The organism is Rhizobium sp. 01N424 (assembly GCF_056399485.1).
The window spans coordinates 380,152-401,758 of record NZ_JBFTRK010000003.1 but is presented as its reverse complement, the minus strand read 5'-3'; the positions used below and the strand labels follow the sequence as shown (position 1 = coordinate 401,758).

At 61.0% G+C, this 21,607-nt stretch carries 24 protein-coding genes and 1 tRNA gene; 11 read left to right on the top strand and 14 right to left on the bottom strand.

Features of this window, described 5'->3' with window-relative positions; genetic code table 11:
- Window positions 1-5 precede the first annotated feature (5 nt).
- The 5 genes from AC1DNK_RS12395 to AC1DNK_RS12375 all read right to left on the bottom strand — a co-directional run bounded on the left by AC1DNK_RS12395 (window position 6) and on the right by AC1DNK_RS12375 (window position 5,455).
- Window positions 6-566: an ATP-binding protein gene (locus AC1DNK_RS12395; RefSeq protein ID WP_310296174.1), complete on the bottom strand. Its 561-nt coding sequence runs from the start codon at window positions 564-566 to the stop codon at window positions 6-8.
- A 69-nt stretch (window positions 567-635) separates the two neighbouring features.
- The gene (locus tag AC1DNK_RS12390; protein WP_477941335.1) at window positions 636-1,625 is read right to left on the bottom strand and encodes an esterase-like activity of phytase family protein; all 990 of its coding nucleotides are present in this window, start codon (window positions 1,623-1,625) and stop codon (window positions 636-638) included.
- A 4-nt stretch (window positions 1,626-1,629) separates the two neighbouring features.
- A complete protein-coding gene (gene cobT / locus AC1DNK_RS12385) occupies window positions 1,630-3,531 on the bottom strand; it encodes a cobaltochelatase subunit CobT (RefSeq protein ID WP_477941333.1) in 1,902 nt (633 codons plus the stop codon).
- 12 nt (window positions 3,532-3,543) lie between these two features.
- A complete protein-coding gene (cobS, locus tag AC1DNK_RS12380; protein ID WP_112517950.1) occupies window positions 3,544-4,536 on the bottom strand; it encodes a cobaltochelatase subunit CobS in 993 nt (330 codons plus the stop codon).
- 304 nt (window positions 4,537-4,840) lie between these two features.
- Complete coding sequence (locus tag AC1DNK_RS12375; protein WP_477941331.1) at window positions 4,841-5,455, bottom strand: J domain-containing protein; 615 nt, start codon at window positions 5,453-5,455, stop codon at window positions 4,841-4,843.
- 107 nt (window positions 5,456-5,562) lie between these two features.
- On the opposite strand from AC1DNK_RS12375, the gene AC1DNK_RS12370 reads away from it, so the two are divergent.
- Window positions 5,563-5,844, top strand: coding sequence for a BolA family protein (locus AC1DNK_RS12370; RefSeq protein ID WP_112386148.1), 282 nt, complete (start codon window positions 5,563-5,565; stop codon window positions 5,842-5,844).
- Window positions 5,845-5,899: 55 nt separating this feature from the next.
- Here AC1DNK_RS12370 and AC1DNK_RS12365 read toward each other — a convergent pair whose 3' ends face one another.
- Genes AC1DNK_RS12365 through AC1DNK_RS12355 form a run of 3 tightly spaced genes read right to left on the bottom strand, consistent with a single transcriptional unit; the run spans window position 5,900 to window position 8,927 of the window.
- Window positions 5,900-7,210: an HlyC/CorC family transporter gene (locus AC1DNK_RS12365; RefSeq protein WP_310296183.1), complete on the bottom strand. Its 1,311-nt coding sequence runs from the start codon at window positions 7,208-7,210 to the stop codon at window positions 5,900-5,902.
- Window positions 7,207-8,340, bottom strand: coding sequence for a 3-dehydroquinate synthase (aroB, locus tag AC1DNK_RS12360; RefSeq protein ID WP_477941328.1), 1,134 nt, complete (start codon window positions 8,338-8,340; stop codon window positions 7,207-7,209). Before aroB ends, AC1DNK_RS12365 begins: the two co-directional genes overlap by 4 nt.
- Window positions 8,337-8,927, bottom strand: coding sequence for a shikimate kinase (locus AC1DNK_RS12355; protein ID WP_112386151.1), 591 nt, complete (start codon window positions 8,925-8,927; stop codon window positions 8,337-8,339). The genes aroB and AC1DNK_RS12355 overlap by 4 nt, the downstream gene beginning before the upstream one ends.
- 148 nt (window positions 8,928-9,075) lie before the next feature.
- Here AC1DNK_RS12355 and AC1DNK_RS12350 point away from each other — a divergent pair, with 148 nt between their 5' ends.
- From AC1DNK_RS12350 to AC1DNK_RS12330, 5 genes are all read left to right on the top strand, one after another.
- The gene (locus tag AC1DNK_RS12350; protein WP_310296189.1) at window positions 9,076-9,252 is read left to right on the top strand and encodes a hypothetical protein; all 177 of its coding nucleotides are present in this window, start codon (window positions 9,076-9,078) and stop codon (window positions 9,250-9,252) included.
- A 4-nt stretch (window positions 9,253-9,256) separates the two neighbouring features.
- The gene (gene xerD / locus AC1DNK_RS12345) at window positions 9,257-10,210 is read left to right on the top strand and encodes a site-specific tyrosine recombinase XerD (RefSeq protein ID WP_477941327.1); all 954 of its coding nucleotides are present in this window, start codon (window positions 9,257-9,259) and stop codon (window positions 10,208-10,210) included.
- 61 nt (window positions 10,211-10,271) lie between these two features.
- Window positions 10,272-11,225: an acetyl-CoA carboxylase carboxyltransferase subunit alpha gene (locus AC1DNK_RS12340; protein WP_477941325.1), complete on the top strand. Its 954-nt coding sequence runs from the start codon at window positions 10,272-10,274 to the stop codon at window positions 11,223-11,225.
- Between the two features lie 200 nt (window positions 11,226-11,425).
- Window positions 11,426-12,685 carry a L,D-transpeptidase family protein gene (locus tag AC1DNK_RS12335; RefSeq protein ID WP_477941324.1) on the top strand — a complete coding sequence of 420 codons (1,260 nt, stop codon included), beginning with the start codon at window positions 11,426-11,428 and terminating at the stop codon, window positions 12,683-12,685.
- On the top strand, window positions 12,682-12,915 hold the full coding sequence (locus AC1DNK_RS12330) for a sulfurtransferase TusA family protein (RefSeq protein WP_477941322.1): 234 nt from the start codon (window positions 12,682-12,684) through the stop codon (window positions 12,913-12,915). The genes AC1DNK_RS12335 and AC1DNK_RS12330 overlap by 4 nt, the downstream gene beginning before the upstream one ends.
- A gap of 3 nt (window positions 12,916-12,918) precedes the next feature.
- Here AC1DNK_RS12330 and AC1DNK_RS12325 read toward each other — a convergent pair whose 3' ends face one another.
- Window positions 12,919-14,073: a CobW family GTP-binding protein gene (locus AC1DNK_RS12325; RefSeq protein ID WP_477941320.1), complete on the bottom strand. Its 1,155-nt coding sequence runs from the start codon at window positions 14,071-14,073 to the stop codon at window positions 12,919-12,921.
- A 12-nt stretch (window positions 14,074-14,085) separates the two neighbouring features.
- On the bottom strand, window positions 14,086-15,207 hold the full coding sequence (locus AC1DNK_RS12320) for a D-alanyl-D-alanine carboxypeptidase family protein (RefSeq protein WP_112386157.1): 1,122 nt from the start codon (window positions 15,205-15,207) through the stop codon (window positions 14,086-14,088).
- A 150-nt stretch (window positions 15,208-15,357) separates the two neighbouring features.
- Between AC1DNK_RS12320 and AC1DNK_RS12315 the strand changes: the two genes are divergently transcribed.
- Window positions 15,358-16,521, top strand: coding sequence for a M20 aminoacylase family protein (locus tag AC1DNK_RS12315; protein WP_477941318.1), 1,164 nt, complete (start codon window positions 15,358-15,360; stop codon window positions 16,519-16,521).
- 70 nt (window positions 16,522-16,591) lie between these two features.
- A tRNA-Arg gene (locus AC1DNK_RS12310) sits at window positions 16,592-16,668 on the top strand.
- Window positions 16,669-16,838: 170 nt separating this feature from the next.
- Here AC1DNK_RS12310 and AC1DNK_RS12305 read toward each other — a convergent pair.
- A complete protein-coding gene (locus tag AC1DNK_RS12305) occupies window positions 16,839-17,354 on the bottom strand; it encodes a DUF992 domain-containing protein (RefSeq protein ID WP_112386170.1) in 516 nt (171 codons plus the stop codon).
- Window positions 17,355-17,706: 352 nt separating this feature from the next.
- Between AC1DNK_RS12305 and AC1DNK_RS12300 the strand changes: the two genes are divergently transcribed.
- Together AC1DNK_RS12300 and AC1DNK_RS12295 are read left to right on the top strand one after the other, a co-directional pair.
- Window positions 17,707-17,928 carry a hypothetical protein gene (locus tag AC1DNK_RS12300; protein WP_477941317.1) on the top strand — a complete coding sequence of 74 codons (222 nt, stop codon included), beginning with the start codon at window positions 17,707-17,709 and terminating at the stop codon, window positions 17,926-17,928.
- 117 nt (window positions 17,929-18,045) lie between these two features.
- Window positions 18,046-18,210, top strand: a complete 165-nt coding sequence (locus tag AC1DNK_RS12295) for a hypothetical protein (RefSeq protein ID WP_310296205.1) — start codon at window positions 18,046-18,048, stop codon at window positions 18,208-18,210.
- On the opposite strand, the gene AC1DNK_RS12290 is transcribed toward AC1DNK_RS12295, so the two are convergent.
- The 3 genes from AC1DNK_RS12290 to AC1DNK_RS12280 form a co-directional block, all read right to left on the bottom strand.
- Window positions 18,211-19,008 (bottom strand): class I SAM-dependent methyltransferase, encoded by a 798-nt coding sequence (locus AC1DNK_RS12290; protein WP_477941316.1) that lies wholly within the window; start codon window positions 19,006-19,008, stop codon window positions 18,211-18,213.
- A 105-nt stretch (window positions 19,009-19,113) separates the two neighbouring features.
- Window positions 19,114-19,380: a BON domain-containing protein gene (locus AC1DNK_RS12285; RefSeq protein ID WP_112386161.1), complete on the bottom strand. Its 267-nt coding sequence runs from the start codon at window positions 19,378-19,380 to the stop codon at window positions 19,114-19,116.
- A 58-nt stretch (window positions 19,381-19,438) separates the two neighbouring features.
- A complete protein-coding gene (locus AC1DNK_RS12280; protein WP_477941315.1) occupies window positions 19,439-20,086 on the bottom strand; it encodes a hypothetical protein in 648 nt (215 codons plus the stop codon).
- A 316-nt stretch (window positions 20,087-20,402) separates the two neighbouring features.
- On the opposite strand from AC1DNK_RS12280, the gene dxr reads away from it, so the two are divergent.
- On the top strand, window positions 20,403-21,596 hold the full coding sequence (gene dxr / locus AC1DNK_RS12275) for a 1-deoxy-D-xylulose-5-phosphate reductoisomerase (RefSeq protein ID WP_477941312.1): 1,194 nt from the start codon (window positions 20,403-20,405) through the stop codon (window positions 21,594-21,596).
- Window positions 21,597-21,607: the final 11 nt, after the last annotated feature.

Sequence of the window (21,607 nt, the reverse complement as noted above, 5' to 3'; positions counted from 1 at the left end):
GGCGCCTATGCCAGCGGCCCTTTCGTTTTGACCGCAGGATGGCGCAATACTTCCGCGACGAGGCTATCGACCGGCTCTGAGGAATCGAGCCTGAGCAAAGGCGTTGCCCTGCCCTTCAGCCATTCCTCGTGCGAAGCGGCGCTTCGCCGTTCCGGCCCTGCCGTATCGTAGCTTTCTGCCCATTCCAGGAATTGCTGGCTCTTCTCTGCCATGTCGCCACCAGACTTGATCCGGTCGCCATAGCGGGTCTCCTCTCGCTCCCGGATGCGTGCCATGCGCAATACGGGGTCGATCCTGAGGAAGACGATGAGATCGTAGAGCGGCTCGAACTCGGCCGCCCATTTCAGCGCTGAGCCAGAAAGCACCCAGCCGTCGGCGGCCTGGATCGCTTGGCGGAGCATCGCCACGCGCGCCTCGACCGGCCGCTGTGTCGTGAATGGCGGATCGGTCGGCATCCAGAAGAAATGATCGGTATCGAGGTGCCGGAGCCCAAGCTTCCCGGCGAGCGCCTGACCGAGCGTAGTGGTACCGGAGCCTGACGCTCCCATGACATGAATATTCAGCATGGCTCTCTCGATTTGGGTGAAGGGAGAGAGCAGATAGCGGAGAGTTGTGACAGTTGTTCGGCGGCGCGCTCACTCGGCGAGCCGGAACTCCAGCATCACGTTCCGCTGCAGGATCGAATGGTTATCATCGGAAACGAGGATGATATGGGTCGAGCCATCCTCAGCCTGGAAGGCATCGAGCCCTTCCATATTGTCGATCTGATAGCCGAAATCGGCGGTCATCAGCACCGTGCCGGTTGCGACAGCGCCAGGCTGGATTTCGGCGGCAGCGATCCGGCGGATGCGCATGCCGATACCATCTGCCATGTTGAAGCGCCGCTCCAGAAGCAGCAGATCGCCATCGGGCAGAAACGCCCCGTCGGTCGGATCAAAATCGCCGGAGCGGCTGACAGCAAACCGGCCCTTCAGTGGCCCTTCGAGGATCGCCGCATAGACGTTTCCATCATCATCGAGGCTCTCTTCCGCAACAATGACCGCCGCGCCCTTCAGGGCGCTGTCTGCGGGTGCAATCGCCACCGTCTCAAGGCTGCGGTTGCCGCGCAGTTCATCGCGCGGGATCAGGATGGGCAGCGTGCCCAAGGCGGGTGAATTCGCAAAACCCTGACGGGGATAGATATCGACGCGATGATTGCCCTCGAATGAAACGAGTGCCCTGTCCTTGTCGAGCGCCAGCCCTTCGGCATCCATGCGGCCTTTGCCTTCAAAGCTGCGGCCGGTCGCGTCCTTCATGGGAGTGATATCGACATCGGCAAGGCCGGAAAGACGGCCCTGCGCATCGCGCACCAGCGTGCCGGTCAGCCAATGGCCGGTATCGAGCACCCCCGCCACATGCTTGCGATCCGGATCGACCTTGATCGATGACCACGAGCCGAAAATCCGGTTGGTCGAAACCATCTCCAGGCCGCCGATGAATTCCAGCGGGCCGAACCTGGTTTCGTTTGAACCAATCTTGAAGGTGGTGATGACGCGGCTCTCGATCGGAGCGCTCTTGGCAAACACGGCAGATGGCAATCCCGCGAGGCAGGCGGCAAGCATGGCCACGCGGGAAAAAGCGATCATTGGGTCAGCTGGCGCGGCGTGTGCGGCCGCCACGCGGCTGCGCAGCCTGATCCTCGAAGAGCGAGGCCAGCTGTTCCGTCATCGCGCCTGCAAGCTCGTCAGCATCGACGATGGTGACGGCGCGGCGGTAGTAGCGCGTGACGTCGTGACCGATACCGATGGCGAGCAGCTCGACCGGCGAACGCGTCTCGATCTGCTCGATGACGGCGCGCAGGTGGCGCTCCAGATAATTGCCCGGATTGACCGATAGCGTCGAATCATCGACCGGCGCGCCATCGGAGATCATCATCAGGATCTTGCGCTGCTCACGCCGCGCGATCAGGCGGTTATGCGCCCACATCAGCGCTTCGCCGTCGATATTTTCCTTGAGCAGCCCCTCGCGCATCATCAGCCCGAGATTGCTGCGGGCGCGGCGCCACGGAGCGTCGGCGGACTTGTAGATAATATGGCGCAGATCGTTGAGGCGGCCCGGCGTCTGCGGCTTGCCACCGGCCAGCCAGCTCTCGCGCGCCTGCCCGCCCTTCCAGGCCTTGGTGGTGAAACCGAGGATCTCGACCTTGACGCCGCAACGCTCCAGCGTGCGCGCCAGAATATCGGCGCAGGTGGCAGCAACGGTGATCGGACGTCCGCGCATCGAGCCGGAATTGTCGATCAGCAGTGTCACCACGGTGTCGCGGAACTGCGTGTCGCGCTCCATCTTGAAGGACAGCGCCTGCATCGGATCGATGATCATGCGCGTCAGGCGCGCCGGATCGAGATAGCCCTCTTCCAGGTCGAAATCCCAGGACCGGTTCTGCTGCGCCATCAGGCGGCGCTGCAGACGGTTCGCCAGACGGCCGACGGCACCCTGCAGATGCGCCAGCTGCTTGTCGAGGAAGGCGCGCAGGCGCTCGAGCTCCGTGGCGTCACAGAGTTCCTCGGCAGTGATGATCTCGTCGAATTCCTCGGTAAAGACCCGGTAATCGACCTTCTCGTTGAAATCGGCGAAAGGCGTATTCGGACGGCGGGTCTCGCCCGGCGTCTCGGAATCGTCCTCACCCTCTTCCATCATGTCGTCGTCGGAGATTTCGGCGCCTTCAGTCTCGCCGTCCTCCATCTGCTCGTCGGCGACTTCGCTGTCTTCGACCGGTGCAGCATCCGAACCGGCGTCTTCGTCGACCTCGTCCTGATCCTGCTCGTCGCCGCTCGGCTGGTCGTCCTGATCCGAGTCCTCGTCGGTTTCCGGCTCGCTGTCGTCGTCGCCATACTCCTCGGCCATTTCCATGGCCGACAGCATGTTGCGGATGACTTTGGAAAAGGCCTGCTGGTCATTGATGACGTTAGAGAGATTATCGAGCTCGGCGCCGGCCTTGTCCTCGATGAAAGGACGCCAGAGGTCGAGCACCTTGCCTGCCGAGGCCGGCGGCTTCTGACCGGTGAGCTTTTCGCGCACCATCATCGCCACGGCTTCACCGATCGGCGCGTCTTCCTGACGCTCGATACCGTTGAAATTCGCCTTAGCATATTTCTCGTCGGTCATGGAGCGCAGGTTCGCAGCCATGCCTTCCATCCGCAGCGCGCCGATCGATTCGACACGTGCCTGTTCAACCGCATCAAACACCGCGCGGGCGTCAGAACCCTGCGGCGCCATCGTCGTGTGGACCCTCTCGTCGTGGCAGGCAAGCCGGAGCGCCATGGAATCGCCGAGGCCGCGGGTCACCGCCAGCTCATGCGCCGTCGGCCGCTTGGAAAGCTCGGGCAGCCGGATACGCTCGGCCGTCATTCCCGGACGTTCGTTGGCGAAGGTCACTTCGACCTCGTCGTTACCGGCGATTGCGCGGACGCAGCCGGTCATCGCGCGCCGCAACGGCTCGATATCGATAGGGCCGTTGGGCTTGGCTTTCGAATTGTCACCACGAGATGCCATGATCGACCGGCCTTAGGCCTCCAGAACGATGTTGGCGGCGCTTTCCTTCAGCTCGACGCCAAAGGCACGCTGGTAATGTTCGGCAACCAGCGCACGTTCAAGCTCGTCGCACTTGTTGAGGAAGGTGACGCGGAAGGCGAAGGCGAGATCACCGAAGATCTCGGCATTTTCGGCCCAGGTAATGACGGTACGCGGGCTCATGACGGTCGACAGGTCGCCGTTCATGAAGGACGCGCGCGTCAGATCGGCAACGCGGACCATCTTGGAGACGGTGTCGCGGCCGTCCTTGTCCTTGCCGAAGCTCTTCACCTTGGCAGCGATGATGTTCACTTCATGCTCATGCGGCAGATAGTTCAGCGTCGTGACGATCGACCAGCGGTCCATCTGCGCCTGGTTGATCTGCTGCGTGCCGTGATAGAGGCCGGTCGTATCGCCGAGACCGACCGTGTTGGCGGTCGCGAACAGGCGGAAAGCCGGGTGCGGACGGATGACGCGGCTCTGATCGAGCAGCGTGAGGCGGCCGGCGGATTCCAGCACGCGCTGGATGACGAACATCACGTCCGGGCGGCCCGCATCGTATTCGTCGAAGACGAGCGCGACGTTGTGCTGGTAGGCCCAGGGAAGGATGCCGTCCTTGAATTCGGTGACCTGCAGCCCGTCCTTGACGACGATCGCGTCCTTGCCGATCAGATCGATACGGCTGACATGGCTGTCGAGGTTGATACGCACGCACGGCCAGTTGAGACGCGCGGCGACCTGCTCGATATGCGAGGACTTGCCGGTACCGTGGTAACCGGAGATCATGACGCGGCGGTTATGCGCAAAGCCTGCAAGAATGGCGAGCGTCGTCTCGCGGTCAAAAAGATAGTCTGGATCGAGATCCGGAACATAGGCGTCGCCCTTGCTGTAGGCGGGAACGCGAATATCGGAATCGATGCCGAAAACGTCTCTGACCGAAACGGTCGTGTCCGGCAGAGCGGGAATATCTAACTCAATCTTGCTCATCACGTCTCCAAGGCGGGCATAGCGCCCGGCCATATCTCTCAGGCCATTTCGCAACCGCGACGCCGCAGTTTTCTACCACGCCGTCCAGGGTGAGAACGTCGGCGATGCTTCTCCGGGACTGAAATGAAACCTCGGCGGGATGATGACCCCGAGCATTCTAGAACAAAGTCCCGGACAAGAAACGCCGCGTCCGGAAGGAAGGCAAAGGCGCCAGAAGCAAAACGCAATAATGCATGCCGCGATTGCCTGCGGCCCTAGCCGATTTGGACCATACCCGATTGAAGACGGAGAGCAAGGACGGGAATTAACAAAAACCGTTCTGCTTCAACAATTGATAGGCCTGGATCACGGCACGGAACCGCTCTTCGGATCCGCGGTCGCCGCCATTGGCGTCAGGGTGGTGCTTTTTCACCAGCTCCTTGTAGCGCGTCTTGATCTCGGCCGACGTCGCATCGGCGGCAAGGCCCATCGTATCGAACGCCTTGGCTTCGAGGCTTTTCAGCTTGCGCTGTTCCGGAAAGCGCGGGCCGCTGCCCTTGCTGCCACTGACAAAGCCGAACGGATCGCGCACCCGGTTATAGGAGCCCGAGCGGACGTCAGAATGCAGCGGGCTGTTCTTGGCGGCCTTGTTGACGCCGACCGTCCAGGTGGGGCGATGACCGGTGATCGCTTCCTTCTGGTAACGGGCGATCTCACCATCAGACAGGCCGGAGAAGTAGTTGTAGCCCTTGTTGTATTCCTTGACGTGCTCGAAGCAGAATAGAAAGAACTGCCCCTCGGCATTGCGTCCGACGGGAGCGCGATGCGCACCTTTCTTGTCACAGCCGTCCCACTGACAGGTCGGGGGAGCCTGTTCGGGTTCCTGCTCGCGTTTGCGGCGGGTGCGGATGCGATCGAAATATTTGGAATCAAGTCTCATGACGGCGCTAATTATGAAGCTGCCGCGGCGCGACAACAAGAATTGACAAATGGGAATGTTGCTGGCTTGGTGGGAACCCCTTTTTTCACCAGCAACTGGACGAAAACGTGACCCTTCAGGCCCGCATAGAAGAAAAACTGACCGAGGCTTTCGTGCCCGAACGTTTGAGCGTCATCAACGAAAGCCACCTCCACGCTGGCCACCAGCCTGACATAACAGGGACAGGCGAAACGCATATGCGTGTTCGCATCGTCTCTGAAAAATTTTCAGGAATGACGAGGCTAGCCCGACACCGGGCCATTACCGAGCTCTTGAAACCAGAGCTCGATGCCGGGCTTCATGCCCTCGCCGTCGAACCCTCGGCACCAGGAGAAGCGACCCGCTGGTAGTGGATACCGGCCCCATGTAAGTCTTCGCGGCGCGCAATCCAACAGCAAAAGCCGCTTAGACGGCCTTGGGCGCGTCTTCTTCGGCGGGGCGAATGCGCAGCTTGGTGATGCGGTTCTTTTCCCGCTTCATGACGATGAAGCGCTTGCCGTAGAAAGTGAAGGCCTGCCGCTCTTCCGGGATTGTCATCGACTCGTGAATGACGAGGCCGGCAATCGTCGTCGCCTCCTCGTCGGGAAGCTGCCAGTCGAGCGCCCGGTTCAGGTCACGGATCGGAACGCCGCCATCGACGACCACGGAACCGTCGGCCTCCTGACGGACACCCTGCATCTCGATGTCGTGTTCGTCGGAAATATCGCCGACGATCTCCTCCAGAATATCCTCAAGCGTGACGATACCCTGCACCTCGCCATACTCATCGACGACGACGGCGAAATGCTGCTTGCGGCGCAGGAAGGCGTTCAGCTGATCTTCGAGATTGGTGCTGTCAGGCACGAACCACGGCTTCTGCGCGATCCTGACGACATCGAGATTCTCGGGCTCGACATTCGGCTCGGCCAGCGCCCGCAGCAGGTCCTTTGCATGCACGACGCCGATGATGTTGTCGGTCGTGCCGCGCCACAGCGGCATGCGCGTATAGGGACTTTCGAGGATGGTGCGGACGATCGCTTCCGGCGCGTCGTCGGCATTGATGGCCCGCATGGCCATGCGATGCACCATGATATCAGACAATTCGAGCTGGCTGAGATCGAGCACGCCGCCGAGGCGGTCGCGATCTGCCTTGACGACCGAGCCTTCCCGGTGAAGCAGATCGACTGCACCGCGCAGCTCTTCATGCGCCGTCAGCATCGATGTTTCGCGCGACAGCGTTATGCCGAAGACACCGAGGATCTTGCGCACGATCGCGTTGATGAAAGACGAGATCGGCCCGACGATGGCAACGAAAAGCTTGACAGCAAAGGCAACCGTGAGGGCAAAACGGTCTGGTGTCGAGATCGCCCAGCTCTTCGGCAGAACTTCGGCGAAGATGACCAGGATGACGGTCATAGCCAGCGTTGCAAGCGCCACACCGGAATTACCGAACAATCCAAGAAACAGGCTGGTCGCCAGTGCCGACGACAGGATGTTGGCGAGATTGTTGCCGATCAGCAGCGCTCCGATCAGCCGGTCGCGCCGCTCGATCAGCTCACGCACCACGCCGGCGCGCTCGTCGCCATTGGCCTCGAGCGTGTGGATGCGGCTGCGCGAGACGGCGGTCAGCGCCGTTTCCGATCCGGAGAAGAAAGCGGACATGAGAACGAGGGCCACGATGGAGACAATTTCTGGCCAATAGACAGAAAGAAATGCCAGCGTGCCTTCGATGCTCATTGCGGGTGCTTTTCCTTGAGGAAGCTCAACACTTCGGATTGCGGCACGTCATCGGCGATGAAGGATTGCCCGATCCCGCGCGTCAGGATGAAGGTGAACTGGCCGTTCTTGACCTTCTTGTCCTGCGCCATCGCCTCCATCAGCCGTTCGGCCGGCGGCAGCTCGCCCGGGATATCCGACATGCGCGTCGGCAGGCCAACCGCTTTCAGATGCGTCTCGACGCGCTTGGCATCATCGGGGCTCGCAAGGTTCATGCGCGCCGAAAACTCATGCGCCAGCACCATGCCGATCGAAACGCCTTCGCCATGCACCAGGCGGGCACTGTCATAGGCCGTGGCCGCTTCCAGCGCGTGACCGAAAGTGTGGCCGAGGTTGAGCAAGGCGCGCGGGCCGTTTTCCCGCTCGTCGGCCACAACCACATCGGATTTCGCCTGGCAGCTCGTGGCGATCGCCTGAATGCGGGCATCGCCGCCGGCAAATACCGCCTGCCAGTTCGTCTCCAGCCAACCAAAGAAGTCAGGCTTGTCGATCAGGCCGTATTTGGCGACTTCGGCATAGCCGGCCCGGAATTCGCGCTCCGTCAGCGTGTTCAGCACATCGGTATCGGCAAGCACCAGGTCCGGCTGATGGAAGACGCCGATGAGATTCTTGCCATGGCGGCTGTTGATGCCGGTCTTGCCGCCGACGGATGAATCGACTTGCGACAGCAGAGAGGTCGGCACCTGCACGAAGCGCACGCCGCGGCGCACGATACCGGCAGCAAAGCCTGCGAGGTCACCGATCACACCGCCGCCGAGCGCCACGACATAATCGTTCCGCTCCACGCGCGCTTCCAGCACCTTGTCACAGACGGTCATCAGATGCTCGAAGCTTTTGGTCTTCTCGCCGGCCGGCAACACCAGCGTGCAGCATGCAATGCCGGATGCTTCCAGGCTCGCGACCAGTGCATCGAGATAGATGGGCGCCACATTCGCGTCGGTGACAATAGCCGCCTTGCGGCCCTTGAGGCGGGCGGTGATTTCGGCACCGGCGCGCGCAATCAGCCCCGGCCCGATCAGAATATCGTAGGCGCGGTCGCCAAGCGGCACATGCACCTTCTTTTCGGCGGCAACGGAAGCGATCGCATTCATGGCACTGCACTTTCACTTTGGTGTTCGACCACGGCCTTCAGCACTTCGTCGGCCATCAGTTCCTTGCGCACATCGCGCGACAAAACGGTCACGTCGGCCTGCGCATAGATCGGGTATCGGGCGTTCATCAGATTTTCGAGTGTCTGCATCGGGTTTTCGGTTTTCAGAAGCGGCCGCGTATCGCGCTTGTTGACGCGTTCCCAGAGCACATCCAGATCGGCCTTAAGCCACAGCGACAGGCCGCCCTTCTTGATATGCTTGCGGGTGCGGTCGTTGATGAAGGCACCGCCGCCGGTCGAGACCACGCGAGGCCCGTTCTTCAAAAGCCGCTTCATCACCCGCGTTTCCAGCGCCCTGAATTCTTCTTCACCATAGGATGCGAAGAGTTCGGTGATGGTCATGCGCGAAACGCGCTCGATCTCGACGTCGCTATCGATGAACGGAATTCCAAGCTGCTGGGCAACAAGCCGCCCGACGGAGGATTTTCCTGCACCCATGAGGCCGACGAGGATAAGATTGCGGGACCCGAGCGCGGCGCGAGCTCTGTCTTTCAGACTGTCTGCAACTGTCAGAACTGGGTCACTCATCGGTCCATTCACACTTTGTTTGCAAACGGTATCGACAAATGAAGGTGTAGCGTCAAGTCGCGGGCAAGGCAAACATGTTCCAAATGCGGCTTCTTACACGCAATCGCGCTTCTTCCTAAAAAGAGGCCAAGCTCATGGAGTTCAAGAAATGCCAACCCTCTTCCGTTTCCTCGCTGTCTTGGCGGTTATCGCCGGGGCGATCTACGGAGGCATGGTGGCCCTGGTGACCTTCGTCGAGCCGCAACCGCGCGACGTGACGATCCGCATTCCGTCGGAGCGGATCAATCCGCCGGCAACCGGCACCATCGCCCCGGCGAAGAAGTAGGCCGATGCGGGATCTCGGCCGCGTTCACGTGGAATCCTTTCTGGAGATGATGAGCGCCGAACGCGGCGCGGCCGAGAACACGCTGCAATCCTACGAGCGCGATCTCGACGATCTCCACTCCTTTCTGAACGGACGCAGCGTCCGCCTGACGGAAGCGGCCTCCGCCGACCTGACCGCCTACCTTGCCTCGCTTGCGGGCCAGGGCTTCAAGCCCTCTTCGCAGGCCCGAAGGCTGGCCTCGATGCGGCAATTCTACAAGTTTCTCTATGCAGAGGGCCTGAGGACGGACGACCCTACGGGTGTGCTCGACTCCCCGAAGAAGGGCCGGCCGCTGCCGAAAACTATGGGCGTCGAAGAGGTGACGCGGCTGCTGAAGCAGGCCGAGCGCGAGGCCGGCGATCCCGCCGCCGGTCAATTGAACCGCCGGCGCATGCTGGCGCTTCTTGAATTGTTATATGCCACCGGCATGCGCGTCAGCGAGCTTGTATCGCTGCCGGCCCGGGTCCTGGATCAGGAGGGACGTTTCCTGATCATCCGCGGCAAGGGAAACAAGGAACGTCTCGTTCCGCTTTCGCATTCGGCGATCGCTGCGCTGAAGGCTTACGGCAGCGCGATGGCTGTGGAAAACGCCAGCGCCAACGAGCCCACCGAGAGCCCCTGGCTATTCCCGGCAGCGTCGAAAGAGGGCCATCTGCCACGGCAGGTCTTCGCCCGCGACCTGAAGAACCTTGCGATCCGCGCCGGGCTGACCCCATCTATGATCTCGCCGCATGTCATGCGCCACGCCTTCGCCAGCCACCTGCTGGCCAACGGCGCGGACCTGCGTGTTGTCCAGGAACTTCTCGGACATTCGGACATTTCGACGACGCAGATCTACACCCACGTCTTGGAAGAACGCCTGCAACAACTGGTGCAAACGCATCACCCTCTTGCAAAACAGGCGAAAAAGCACGAATAGGACCGGCGACAAGGGGCAACGCCAGCAATTGCCCCGGGCACAAGGAACGGAAACGCACCTCATGCACAATTATCTCGACTTCGAAAAGCCGATCTCCGACCTCGAAGCTAAGATCATCGAACTGAAGAAGCTCGCGTCCGAGGACGAGAGCATCGACACGTCGGATGAAGTCGGCAGGCTCGAAGTTCGCGTTCGCGAAGCGATGGTCGATATCTATTCCAAGCTCAATGCCTGGCAGAAGACGCAGGTCGCGCGCCATCCGCAGCGTCCGCATTTCGTCGATTACGCCAAGGTCTTGTTCCAGGAATTCACGCCGCTCGCTGGCGACCGCAAGTTTTCCGAGGATGCCGCCATCCAGGCGGGCCTCGCCCGCTTCCGCGGCCAGCCTGTCGCCGTCATCGGCCAGGAAAAGGGCAACGACACCAAGAGCCGCCTGAAGCATAATTTCGGCAGCGCCCGCCCCGAAGGTTACCGCAAGGCGATCCGCGTGCTTGAAATGGCCGACCGTTTCGGCCTGCCTGTGATCACGCTGGTCGATACGGCAGGCGCCTATCCGGGCGTCGGCGCCGAAGAGCGCGGCCAGGCGGAAGCCATCGCCCGCTCCACCGAAATGTGCCTCGGCGTCAAGGTTCCGATCATCTCCGTTGTTATCGGCGAAGGCGGTTCGGGCGGCGCGATCGCCATTGCCACCGGCAACAAGGTCTTCATGCTCGAACATTCGATCTACAGCGTGATCTCGCCGGAAGGTGCGGCCTCGATCCTCTGGCGCGATTCCACCCGCGCCAAGGAAGCGGCGACCAACATGAAGATCACCGCCGAAGACCTGAAGTCGCTTGGCATCATCGACGGCATCATCCCGGAACCGCTAGGCGGCGCCCATCGCGATCCGGACCATGTCATTGCCGCCGCAGGCGACGTGATTGCCAATTCGCTTGCCGAGCTTTCGCCGCGTTCCGGCGAGCAGCTGCGTAACGACCGGCGTCAGAAGTTCCTGTCGATGGGCCGTAACCTCTAAGGCAGCCACAGAAAAATTGGCCCGATTAGGGCCAAATCTTGGCCACAATAATGTTATCTACCAGTTTTCGCGCTTGCGGGGGCGCCGCGGGCCGGTCATATCCTCGTAAGGATTTGTAAAGTATAAGCCGCCTATGATTCTCGGTATTGCCCGGATTCTGCGGTGTGGAGCGGGCTGAATCTGGTAGTTGGGCTAACTGAATGCGCATTCGTCATTTCGCCTACGTTTCCTTGATGGCACTCGCCTTGGCGGGCTGCAACGACACACTGGAATCGGCAAGCAAGATCGACCTCTCCACCGTCAAGAACAAGGTGGAGCAACCGCTGCCGCCGCGCATCTTGGCGCAGATGAGCGCCAAGAGCATGGATCGCAATTCGCCGATCCTGATCCGCATCTTCAAGGAAGAAGGCGCGCTCGAGATCTGGAAGGCGAAGACCGACAACCGTTTCGACAAGATCGCCGACTACAAGATCTGCGCCTGGTCCGGCCGTCTCGGCCCGAAGGTGAAGACCGGCGACCGGCAGGCTCCGGAAGGTTTCTACAACCTGACCCGCGCCAATCTGAACCCGAATTCGAAATATTATCTCGCGATCAATACCGGCTTTCCGAACAAGTATGACGCCGTCAATGGCCGCAGCGGTTCGGACTTGATGATCCATGGCGCCTGCTCGTCCTCGGGCTGCTACTCGATGACCGACGAACAGGTTCTCGAGATTTACGCCTTCGCACGCGACGCCTTCAAGGGCGGCCAGACCTCGGTTCAGCTGCAGGCCTTCCCGTTCCGCATGAGCGCGGAAAACATGTACAAGCACCGGCTCGACCCGAGCTACGACTTCTGGAAGATGCTGAAGGTCGGCTACGACAATTTCGAAGTCACCAAGCGCCCGCCGGAGGTCAATGTCTGCGAGAAGAAATACGTCTTCAACCAGCAGACGGCTGATGGCGGCGGCTTCAATCCGGCAGGCAAGTGCCCGGCCATGTCGACGCCTCCGGCGCTCGCATCGGCGCTGTCGTCCTACGACAAGACCTATGCCATGGATTATGCCAAGGCCGAGAAGAAGTTCGACGGCCTCGCCTGGTATGACCCGACCGAAGCCGAACGTAAGGCCGTCGTCGCCAAGACCCGCAAGGGCCGCGATCTCGCCTACGCGCCGACTGGCACTTCGCTGGAAGCCGGCCGCATGGTCAAGGTTGCCGAGCTCGAAGGCATGATGTCGAAGCCGGCAGTGCCTGTCACGGTTCCGGCAACGGCGATTGCCGCGGCCACCCCGGCGCCTGCTGCTGTAGCCGCACCGGCGACTGCGGCACCCGCTCAGCCCGCAGCCACGGCTGTTGCCGAGGCATCGCCTGCAAACGTTCCGGTTCCGCAGCAGAACCCGCTGGCCTTTGCGCCCGAGCCGCCACAGGAAACCGCCGACGCTTCCAAGAAGCCGTTCTGGAAATTCTGGTCCAAGAATTGAGCGGTTCCGACGCCGTTGCCTATGACCTTCGCGGTCTGAAGTGTCCTCTGCCAGTGCTGAAAACGCGCCGCAAGATGTCCTCTATGGCGAGCGGCGCGCTCATCAGCGTCGAAACCACGGACCCCCTGGCAGGCATCGATATCCCGCATTTCTGCAATGAAGACGGCCATGAGCTGCTGGAAACGGTGAAGACCGAGAGCGGCCACCGCTTCCTGATCCGCCGGAAATAGGTCTCAGATCTTCATGCCGGGAATGGCAAGCGGGTTGGATTCCAGCGCGGCGCGATCCGGCGTGTCGATACGCGGCTTGCCGAGGAAGGCATCGAACAGCGTCTTCACGAAGTCCTCGGACAGATCCTTGGTGATCAGCACCATGCGCGTGCGCCGGTCGTTTTCATCGGGCCAGGCCGGCAGGCGCACCGGCGGATGGAAGATATTCTGGACGCCATGCAGCACCAGCGGCTTGTCCGGCCGGTCCGAAACCGCAACGATCGCCTTCATCCTGAGCAGCTTCTCGCCATGCGCCGAGCGCAGGAGATCGATGAACATCTCGAGCGCCATCGGATCGATTGGCTTGTCTTCGATGATCGAGAAAGACCGGATCGAGGCATCGTGACGGTTCACATCATGCGGATCCTGGCCATCGTGGTGATGGTCATGATGGTGGTGGTGGTGGTGATGGTGGTGATGATCGTGGTGGTGGTGATCATGCGCGTTTTCATCGCGCAGCCACCGGCCGACATCGGCAATCTTCGTCTCCGGATCGTAGAGGCCATTGACGAGCACGCCGGCGTTGCCGGTCTCTTCGTCATCGGCATCCATCAGAGCCGCCCGCGGATTGAGATCGCGCAGCCGCGCTTCAAGCGCGCCAAGACCTTCGCCACCAGCCATTGGCCGCTTCGAGACGATCAGCCGGTCGGCCACAGCCACCTGCTTGCGGGCTTCCTCGTGATTGTCGAGCGTCTGCAATCCGTTGACAGCATCAACGACGGTCACGACGCCATCGAGCTGGAAATTCGTGGCGATAACGGGGTTGCCCATGATCGCCTGCATCACAGGCGCCGGATCGGCGAGCCCTGTCGTCTCGATGACGATGCGCTTCACTGCCTTCACCTTGCCGGTCTGGATCGCATCCATCAGATTGGCGAGCGTATCGACCAGCTCGCCGCGCACCGTGCAGCACAGGCAGCCGTCCGAAAGCTCGATGATCGCATCGCCGGAACTCTCGACAAGCAGATGGTCGATGCCGACATCGCCGAATTCATTGATGATGACGGCCGCATCCTTCATCGCGGGATCCTTGAGGATCCGGTTCAGGAGTGTCGATTTTCCCGCACCGAGAAAACCGGTCAGGATGGTGACCGGGATCCGGTCTGCATGCAGGCTCATGGGATCTTGCCTTTAGAACGACGTAGGACGCGGCAGCGGCACCGGGATATTGGCGGCATCACCCATTGCGTCCGCCTTGGTACCCTTGTCAGGCTGGGTATCCTGCCCGGGGATCAGGCCGGCGAAGACGAAATTCGGCTCGTGGTCCATCTCGTGAATATAAGGCGACTGCACCTTCATGCGGCCGACCTCATCGCGCGTTTCGCTGCGCACCTTGGCGCCCTTGGCGCTGCAGATTTCAGCGCTGATATCGCTGACGGCATCCTGCCCCGGCCCGTAGGGCTTCAGCGAGGCAAGCGTTGCACTTGATCCGGCGGGCGTTGCAAAGCCCTTCTCCAGCAGATTGGCGGTCGCATCGGCGCGCGCCGCAAGGCTGTCCGTACCGAGCACGACCGAAACCACAGTGCGTCCGTTGCGGGTGGCAGAGCCGATCTGGTTGAAACCAGAAGCGCAGATGAAGCCGGTCTTCATGCCATCCGCACCGGCAAAACGGCCGATCAGCAGATTGATGCTCGGCGTATTGGTCTTGCCGTTGGTAAAGCCTTCAAGCGCGAAATAGCCCGAATATTGCGGGAAATCGCGGCGCAGCGCGACGGTCAGGACCGCAAGATCGCGCGCCGTCGTGTACTGGCCCTTGCCCGGAAGTCCGTTCGGATTGACGAAATGCGAATCCGTCATGCCGAGCTTCAGGGCTTCCGCATTCATGCGCAGCACGAAGGCATCCTGCGTACCCGCCACCGCTTCGGCAACGGCAACGGCGATATCGTTGGCCGACTTGACCATCAGGATCTTCAGCGCACTGTCGAGCGTCAGCTTCTGGCCCGGCTTGTAATACATCTTGGCGGCAGGCTGTGCTGCGGCCTGCTTGCTCATCACGATCGGCGTATCGAGGCTGATCTGGCCGGAGCGGATCGCATCGAATGTCGTATAGACGGTCATCAGCTTGGTCAGCGAGGCCGGATACCATTTGCGGAAGGCCTCTTCGTGCTCGAGCACGCGGCCGCTCTGAACATCGACGAGAATATGCGGATTGGCTTGCGCAAGCGGAACCGAAGAAAGCAGTGCGGCAGTGGCACTGACGGCGAAAGAGACCGGCCGCAGGGCGGCAAACAAACGATTCTGGCGCGTCGACACGTCTAGTCCTTAAGATGTCCGGAAAATCTCGAAACCTTCACTATTTAACGTATATGGCCATGACATGGCAAAGGCCATTGAATAAGTTCTTTTCGCGGCAGCCGCTATCTCTGCCGCGGAATAGCCCGTTACCGGTACAGGAATTTGAGCATGCCGATTTTGAACAGAGCCGCTGAATTGCAGGACGAAGTGACCGAATGGCGCCGTCACATCCACGCCCGTCCGGAGCTTCTTTTCGCGGTGGAGAACACGGCAGCCTTTGTCTCCGAAAAGCTGAAGGAGTTCGGCGTCGACGAAATCGTCACCGGCATCGGCCGCACCGGCGTTGTCGGCCTGATCAAGGGAAATGGCGGCGGCAGCCGCACCATCGGCCTGCGCGCCGATATGGACGCCCTGCCGCTGACCGAAATTTCAGGCAAGCCCTGGGCCTCGACCACGCCGGGCAAGATGCATGCCTGCGGTCATGACGGCCACACCGCCATGCTGCTCGGCGCCGCCAAATATCTGGCCGAGACGCGTAATTTCAACGGCAACGTCGCCGTCATCTTCCAGCCCGCTGAAGAAGGCGGCGGCGGCGGCAACCTGATGGTCAAGGACGGCATGATGGAGCGGTTCTCCATCGAGGAAGTCTATGGCATGCACAATCTGCCGGGCTTGCCCGTCGGCCAGTTCGCCATCCGCAAGGGACCGATCATGGCGGCGACCGACGAGTTCACCGTCACCATCAAGGGCCGCGGCGGCCACGCGGCCCAACCGAACCGCACGATCGACCCGATCGCCATTGGCGCCCAGATCGTCGCCAACCTGCAAATGATCGCCGCACGCACCGTCGATCCGCTGCGTTCCGTCGTCGTCTCCGTCACCAAGTTCAACGCCGGCTTTGCCCATAACGTCATTCCCAACGACGCCCAGATCGCCGGTACGATCCGTACGCTAGACCCCGAAGTCCGCGACATCGCCGAAAGCCGCTTCAAGCAGGTCATCAACGGCCTTGCCGCAGCTCACGGCGCCGAAGCCGACATCGCCTTCCAGCGCAACTATCCCGTCACCGTCAACCACGCGGCCGAGACCGGCCACGCCATCGCGACGGCGACCGATATTGCCGGTGCGGCCAACGTCAACCCGGAAATCGACCCGATGATGGGAGGCGAGGATTTCTCCTACATGCTGAACGCCCGCCCGGGCGCCTTCATCTTCATCGGCAACGGTGACACCGCAGGCCTCCACAACCCGGCCTACGATTTCAACGACGAGGTCATCACCCACGGCATCTCCTACTGGGTGCGCCTTGCCGAACAGCGCCTCGGCGCCTGATCTATACTGAAAACCGGACTGAAAAAGGCTTGGCTTCGCGCCAAGCCTTTTGTATGCATGAGCCCCAAGTGGTTCCGTAGCTCAGCAGGATAGAGCATCAGATTCCTAATCTGAGGGTCACGCGTTCGAATCGCGTCGGAATCACCAATCACTTCAAAATCATAGCTGATCCGGCGGCGCGGAACGTTCCGACGGCGTTCCTGGTCATCACTTGGTCAGACGCTTGTTGCGCGTCCACCACTGAGGAACCCGTTGTTCGAAACGTAAATTGAGCATGCCCCTTCCACCAAAGCGGAAGGGGCGCGAATTGCCTGAAATTAGCCCGGCGTCAGCGTCATCGACGCGCTACCCGCCGCAACGTTCAGGCCGAGCTGGCCGGTGACGCTGAGCGCCTGCAGGTGGATCGATCCCGACGTGCCGCCAATCAGCACATTGGCGCCGACGCCGGCACCAACGGTGGCTTCAGCGGACGCGCCGACATAGAGGCCGCCGAGCGAGCCACGGTGATAGCCGGCTGTCGGGGCGAAGACGGCCCAGACGAGGCGGCTGCGGGTGGTGAAGCCGAGGTCGATGCCGAGCTTGCGGATATCGCCGGTATAATGATCGGTCACTTCATTGCCGATCGTCGAGCTGAACACGCAATCGGCTTCCTTCGCGGAGCCGAGCACATAGCCGAGGCCCCCGCCGATATCGCAGGTCAGCATGCCGATCTTGACGCCGCCGCGCGTATCCGGTTCCTCGTAGGTCCGGACCATATCGGCAGCGCTCGCCGCTGTGACGCAAGCCTGCGTAAGCGAAGCTGCTGCAATTACCATCGCAATGGTCTTTTTCATCATGGTCTCCTTCTCAAATGGCACCGGCAGCTTCTGATCGAAACCGCACCGGCAAGCAAACCCAGCCACAAATAACGTATGGGATCGCAGAACGATCCAAGCGGCCTTCATTGTTTCCATGCGCAATGAAGAACGTCCTTAACGTTCTGATCGCAAAGGGGACAATTCGAAGGCAGGACCGTTGCTTAATGGCCGCACTCGATGCCGTAATTGCTTTTCCGCACACCCCACGCAGAAATTGAGTAAGGCCGGCGAATAGCCGCTCCAGGGCGAAAACCTAAATATTTCGTAAGGTTGGAACCAGGCGTGCGATTGGCGAGTTGATCGTCCGGTTAATCGAAAGGCCAAAACCATGAAATCTCTTATTCTTGCATCCATGCTTGCAGCAGCCGCCATTGTTTCGACCACCGCACCGTCACAGGCGGCAAACGTAACCGTTACCACCACCGAGCGCGCGCCGACACACCGCTGGCACAAGCCGATGCACCACGTGGCGACGCATTGCTACGTGAAGACGGCCCGCTTCCACGAACACGGCCACTGGGTCGTCAAGAAGACCCGTGTCTGCCGCTAAGACTTATTTCTCAAGATTGGAGAACCGGCCGTCAGAGGCCGGTTTTTCTTTGCGCTTTGCCGGGCTGGAACTTTGCCGCTGGGGCGGCGTTAAGCTGGCAGAACAGGAGTTCCCGTCATGCGTCAAAAACTCACGCTACTTGCGATCGGCTATATCGCCATCAGTGCCGTCATCGTTGCCTTGGCCTACCAGCCGCACGGCACCACGACCACCCAGAAGACCGACCGCCTGGCCGGAGCGACCAGCAGTTCGCATTTCCTGGCAGAGCGCTTCGCCGGCTGATTAGCTGAGCGCCGGCTTGTAGGCAACGACGTGGAAATATTCCTCGTCCGGCAACGTCTCGCCGCGCAATAACTGCCCATCGACTGAAAACAGCATCGGATCGCTGTCAAAGCCGCTCTCGCCAAGTTGCGACCGAAGCTGCTCCGGCGTCGTTGCATAGACCATGATACCGAAATCGTGGGCGCGGTGCAGCAGAATGGCATGTTCGCCATCGCGCTGTTCCAGCGGCGCAAAGCGGCGCTCGCGCACCAGCCCGACGGCATGCTTCACAAGACGAAAGCCGAGCTTGAGCGGATCGTTAGACCAGACGATCGACGAGCGCGCCCGCTTTTCACCGAACCCATGCCAATTGCGGTTGAAGGTCGAGAACACGAAGGTGCCGCCAGCCTTCAGCACCCGGGACACTTCGCCAAGAATTGCCTTGCGCCCATCCGCATCGACGGAATCGATGCCGTTATAGCTGAAGACCACGATGTCGAAGCTGCTCTTCGCAAAGCGCGAGAGATCGCGCGCGTCCATGTGCTCCAGCTGGGCTGAAGGGTAGTTGCGCTGCGCTAGCGCCACCATCTCGGGCGTATAGTCGATACCGACATAATCAGCGGCCACGGGCTGAAACAATCCAGTGGTGCGGCCGCCGCCTATACCGATGTCGAGGATGCGCGCGCCCGCGCCACGGTTTCGAGCGATCTCGAAAACCACGCGTTCACCCTCATTGATGAAGCCAGTGCTTGACCGGTAGTCACGCCGGGAGAGCGGGTTGCTCCATGTTCTGCGGTTGATCTCTTCCATGCGATGCATAGGCACCTCCGGTAAAACCAGGAAATTTGGCTTTAACCTATGCCGCTGCCCGTGGAGCGTCCAATTACAGAACGTTAATCTTTTGTTAATGGTTAACGCAGGGCGTCAACCGAGCAGGATCTGGTTGCGGACACCGTGGACACCTTTGACCGAGCTGACCACCGCAGTCGCCCGCTCGATCTCTTCGACTGTGCCGACAGTGCCCGTCAGCACGATCTCTTCATTCTCGGCCGTTACCTGAACATCGGACGCATCGATGCTCCCGGCCACGGCGAGCGCCTCGGCTGCCGCAATCTCCAGCGTCGCATGATTGACGAACTCGGCTTCGATCTCCGGCTGCTTGCCGTGAAAAGTGGCTTCCTTGAAAACCATGACCCTTCCTCCTTTTGCAATGGCAGAGAAACGCCGGAGGCAGCGGTTGGTTCAGATCCTACCAGGTGATCCGGTAGTTGATGTTCACATTTGCCGAGCGGCTTGAGGACAGTGGATCGTTGACGGCAGCGTTCAGATTGAGATTCGGCAGGATATTCTGGCTGACGCCGACGGAGCTCGAAAAATCCTGACCGAGGCCGGTAACGCTGCCGTTGGCGGTCAGCGCTGTTCCCGTCCAGGGATAAATCAGCTTCATCGCCTGGCTGGCGGTGACCGAAGTCTGGCGCGCGGCCACCGGATCAAAGCCGACATTGACGAAGCGGCTGGTCTGGAGATCAAGCGAGTCGGAGAGAATGAAGCTTTTCGAGCGGCTGAGCATCAGCGCGCCACTGCCGCGCAGCGTATCGACGCGAATACCTGCAGATTGCTGCGCCGGTCCGGCCGGGGTCGCCCTCACCTTGCTGATCTTGCCCCAGAGTGTCGCCTGCCCCGATCCCTTGAGGATCGCATCGCCATCGGTTGCCGATAACCCGAAATCGGCACCGGCGCTGGTTTCCCACTCGAACGGCAGACGAAACCCCATCGTTGCCTTGTAGGCCTGATCGGACACCTGCACCGGGTTCCAGATCAACAGATTGTCGGCCCGCGCCGGCAACGTTTGGGCAAGCCAGGCGGCGCATAGAATTGTCAGTTTCAGCATCGTCATCAAAGTCGGCCTTTTCGAGCGCCGAAGCGCAGGAACCATGCGGAAGCATCGCGAAACGCGTCCGTTCATTCCTCCCGATTTTTGAAGTGGCAGGGCACCGCAGTGCCGTTTGCCGGGTGCGCCCAAGCGCTGGAATGCGGCTCTGGCCGTTCAGGCCGCCGCATCCGTCATCCTCCATGGATGTTACAAGAGTCACATCCCAACGCCGCTCTGTAAACCCCCGTTGCGAGAGAAAACTGCTGCGTTGCACACTTGCCGCACCACCCAAAGCCCTGTAGAGCCGAAGGCAAATGACGGCTCTGGATAAGACACGCGCATGAAGACCGGCCTCACCGCGCCGCGGCGCCTCAGCATCTTTGGTTCGACAGGCTCGATCGGCGTCAACACGCTCGACGTGGTCAAGCAGCTTGGCGGCCGCGATGCTTTCGAGGTGGTCGCAATCACCGGCAACGCCAATGTCGCGCTGCTCGCCGAGCAGGCGATTGCCTGCGGCGCCGAACTCGCCGTCACTGCCGACGAAACAAGCTACGGCGCCCTCAAGGACGCGCTTGCAGGCAGTGGTATCGAGGTCGCTGCAGGCCGCGATGCGCTGATCGAAGCGGGCACACGCAATGCCGGCCTGGTGATGGCGGCAATCGTCGGCACCGCGGGATTGGCGCCGACGCTGGAGGCCGCCAAGCGCGGCGCGGACATCGCCCTTGCCAACAAGGAATGCCTGGTGTCCGCAGGCGAGCTTTTCGTCAAGGCCGTTGCCGAAGGCGGCGGAAGACTGATCCCCGTCGATAGCGAACACAGCGCCATCTTCCAGTCGCTGGAGGATGATCAGCATCATGCCGTCGAGCGCATCGTTCTGACCGCTTCGGGCGGTCCGTTCCGCACCTGGACGCGCGAGCAGATGGCCGGCGTCACCGCCGATATCGCCCGCGCCCATCCGAACTGGTCGATGGGTCTGAAGATTTCGATCGGCAGCGCTTCGATGTTCAACAAGGCGCTGGAGATGATCGAGGCCAAGCACCTCTTCAACGTTCGTCCAGATCAGGTTGAGGTCATCGTCCATCCGCAGTCGGTCATCCATTCGATGGTCGGTTATATCGACGGATCGGTGCTGGCGCAGCTCGGCTGCCCGGATATGCGCACCGCGATCGGCTATGCGCTGACCTATCCGAACCGCTCGAAGCTCGATGTCGAGCGGCTGGACTTCGCCAAGCTGGCGCGTCTGGATTTCGAGGCCCCGGATGAAGTGCGCTTCCCGGCACTGAGGCTGGCCCGCACAGCACTGGAACGCGGCGGCCTGCAAGGCGCCGTCATGAATGCTGCGGAAGAGATTGCCTTCCACGCCTTCTGCGATGGCCGGATCGGCTTCCTTGAGATGGCCGATATTGCCGAGCGCGTGATGGATATGATGACCGGCCACGAGGCCGCCACGACGATGGAAGACGTCTTCGCAGCTGATGACGAGGCAAGACGGCGCGCCGGCGAAATCATTGTTCAAAAGGAAATGGCCGCTTAAGCGGCCATTTT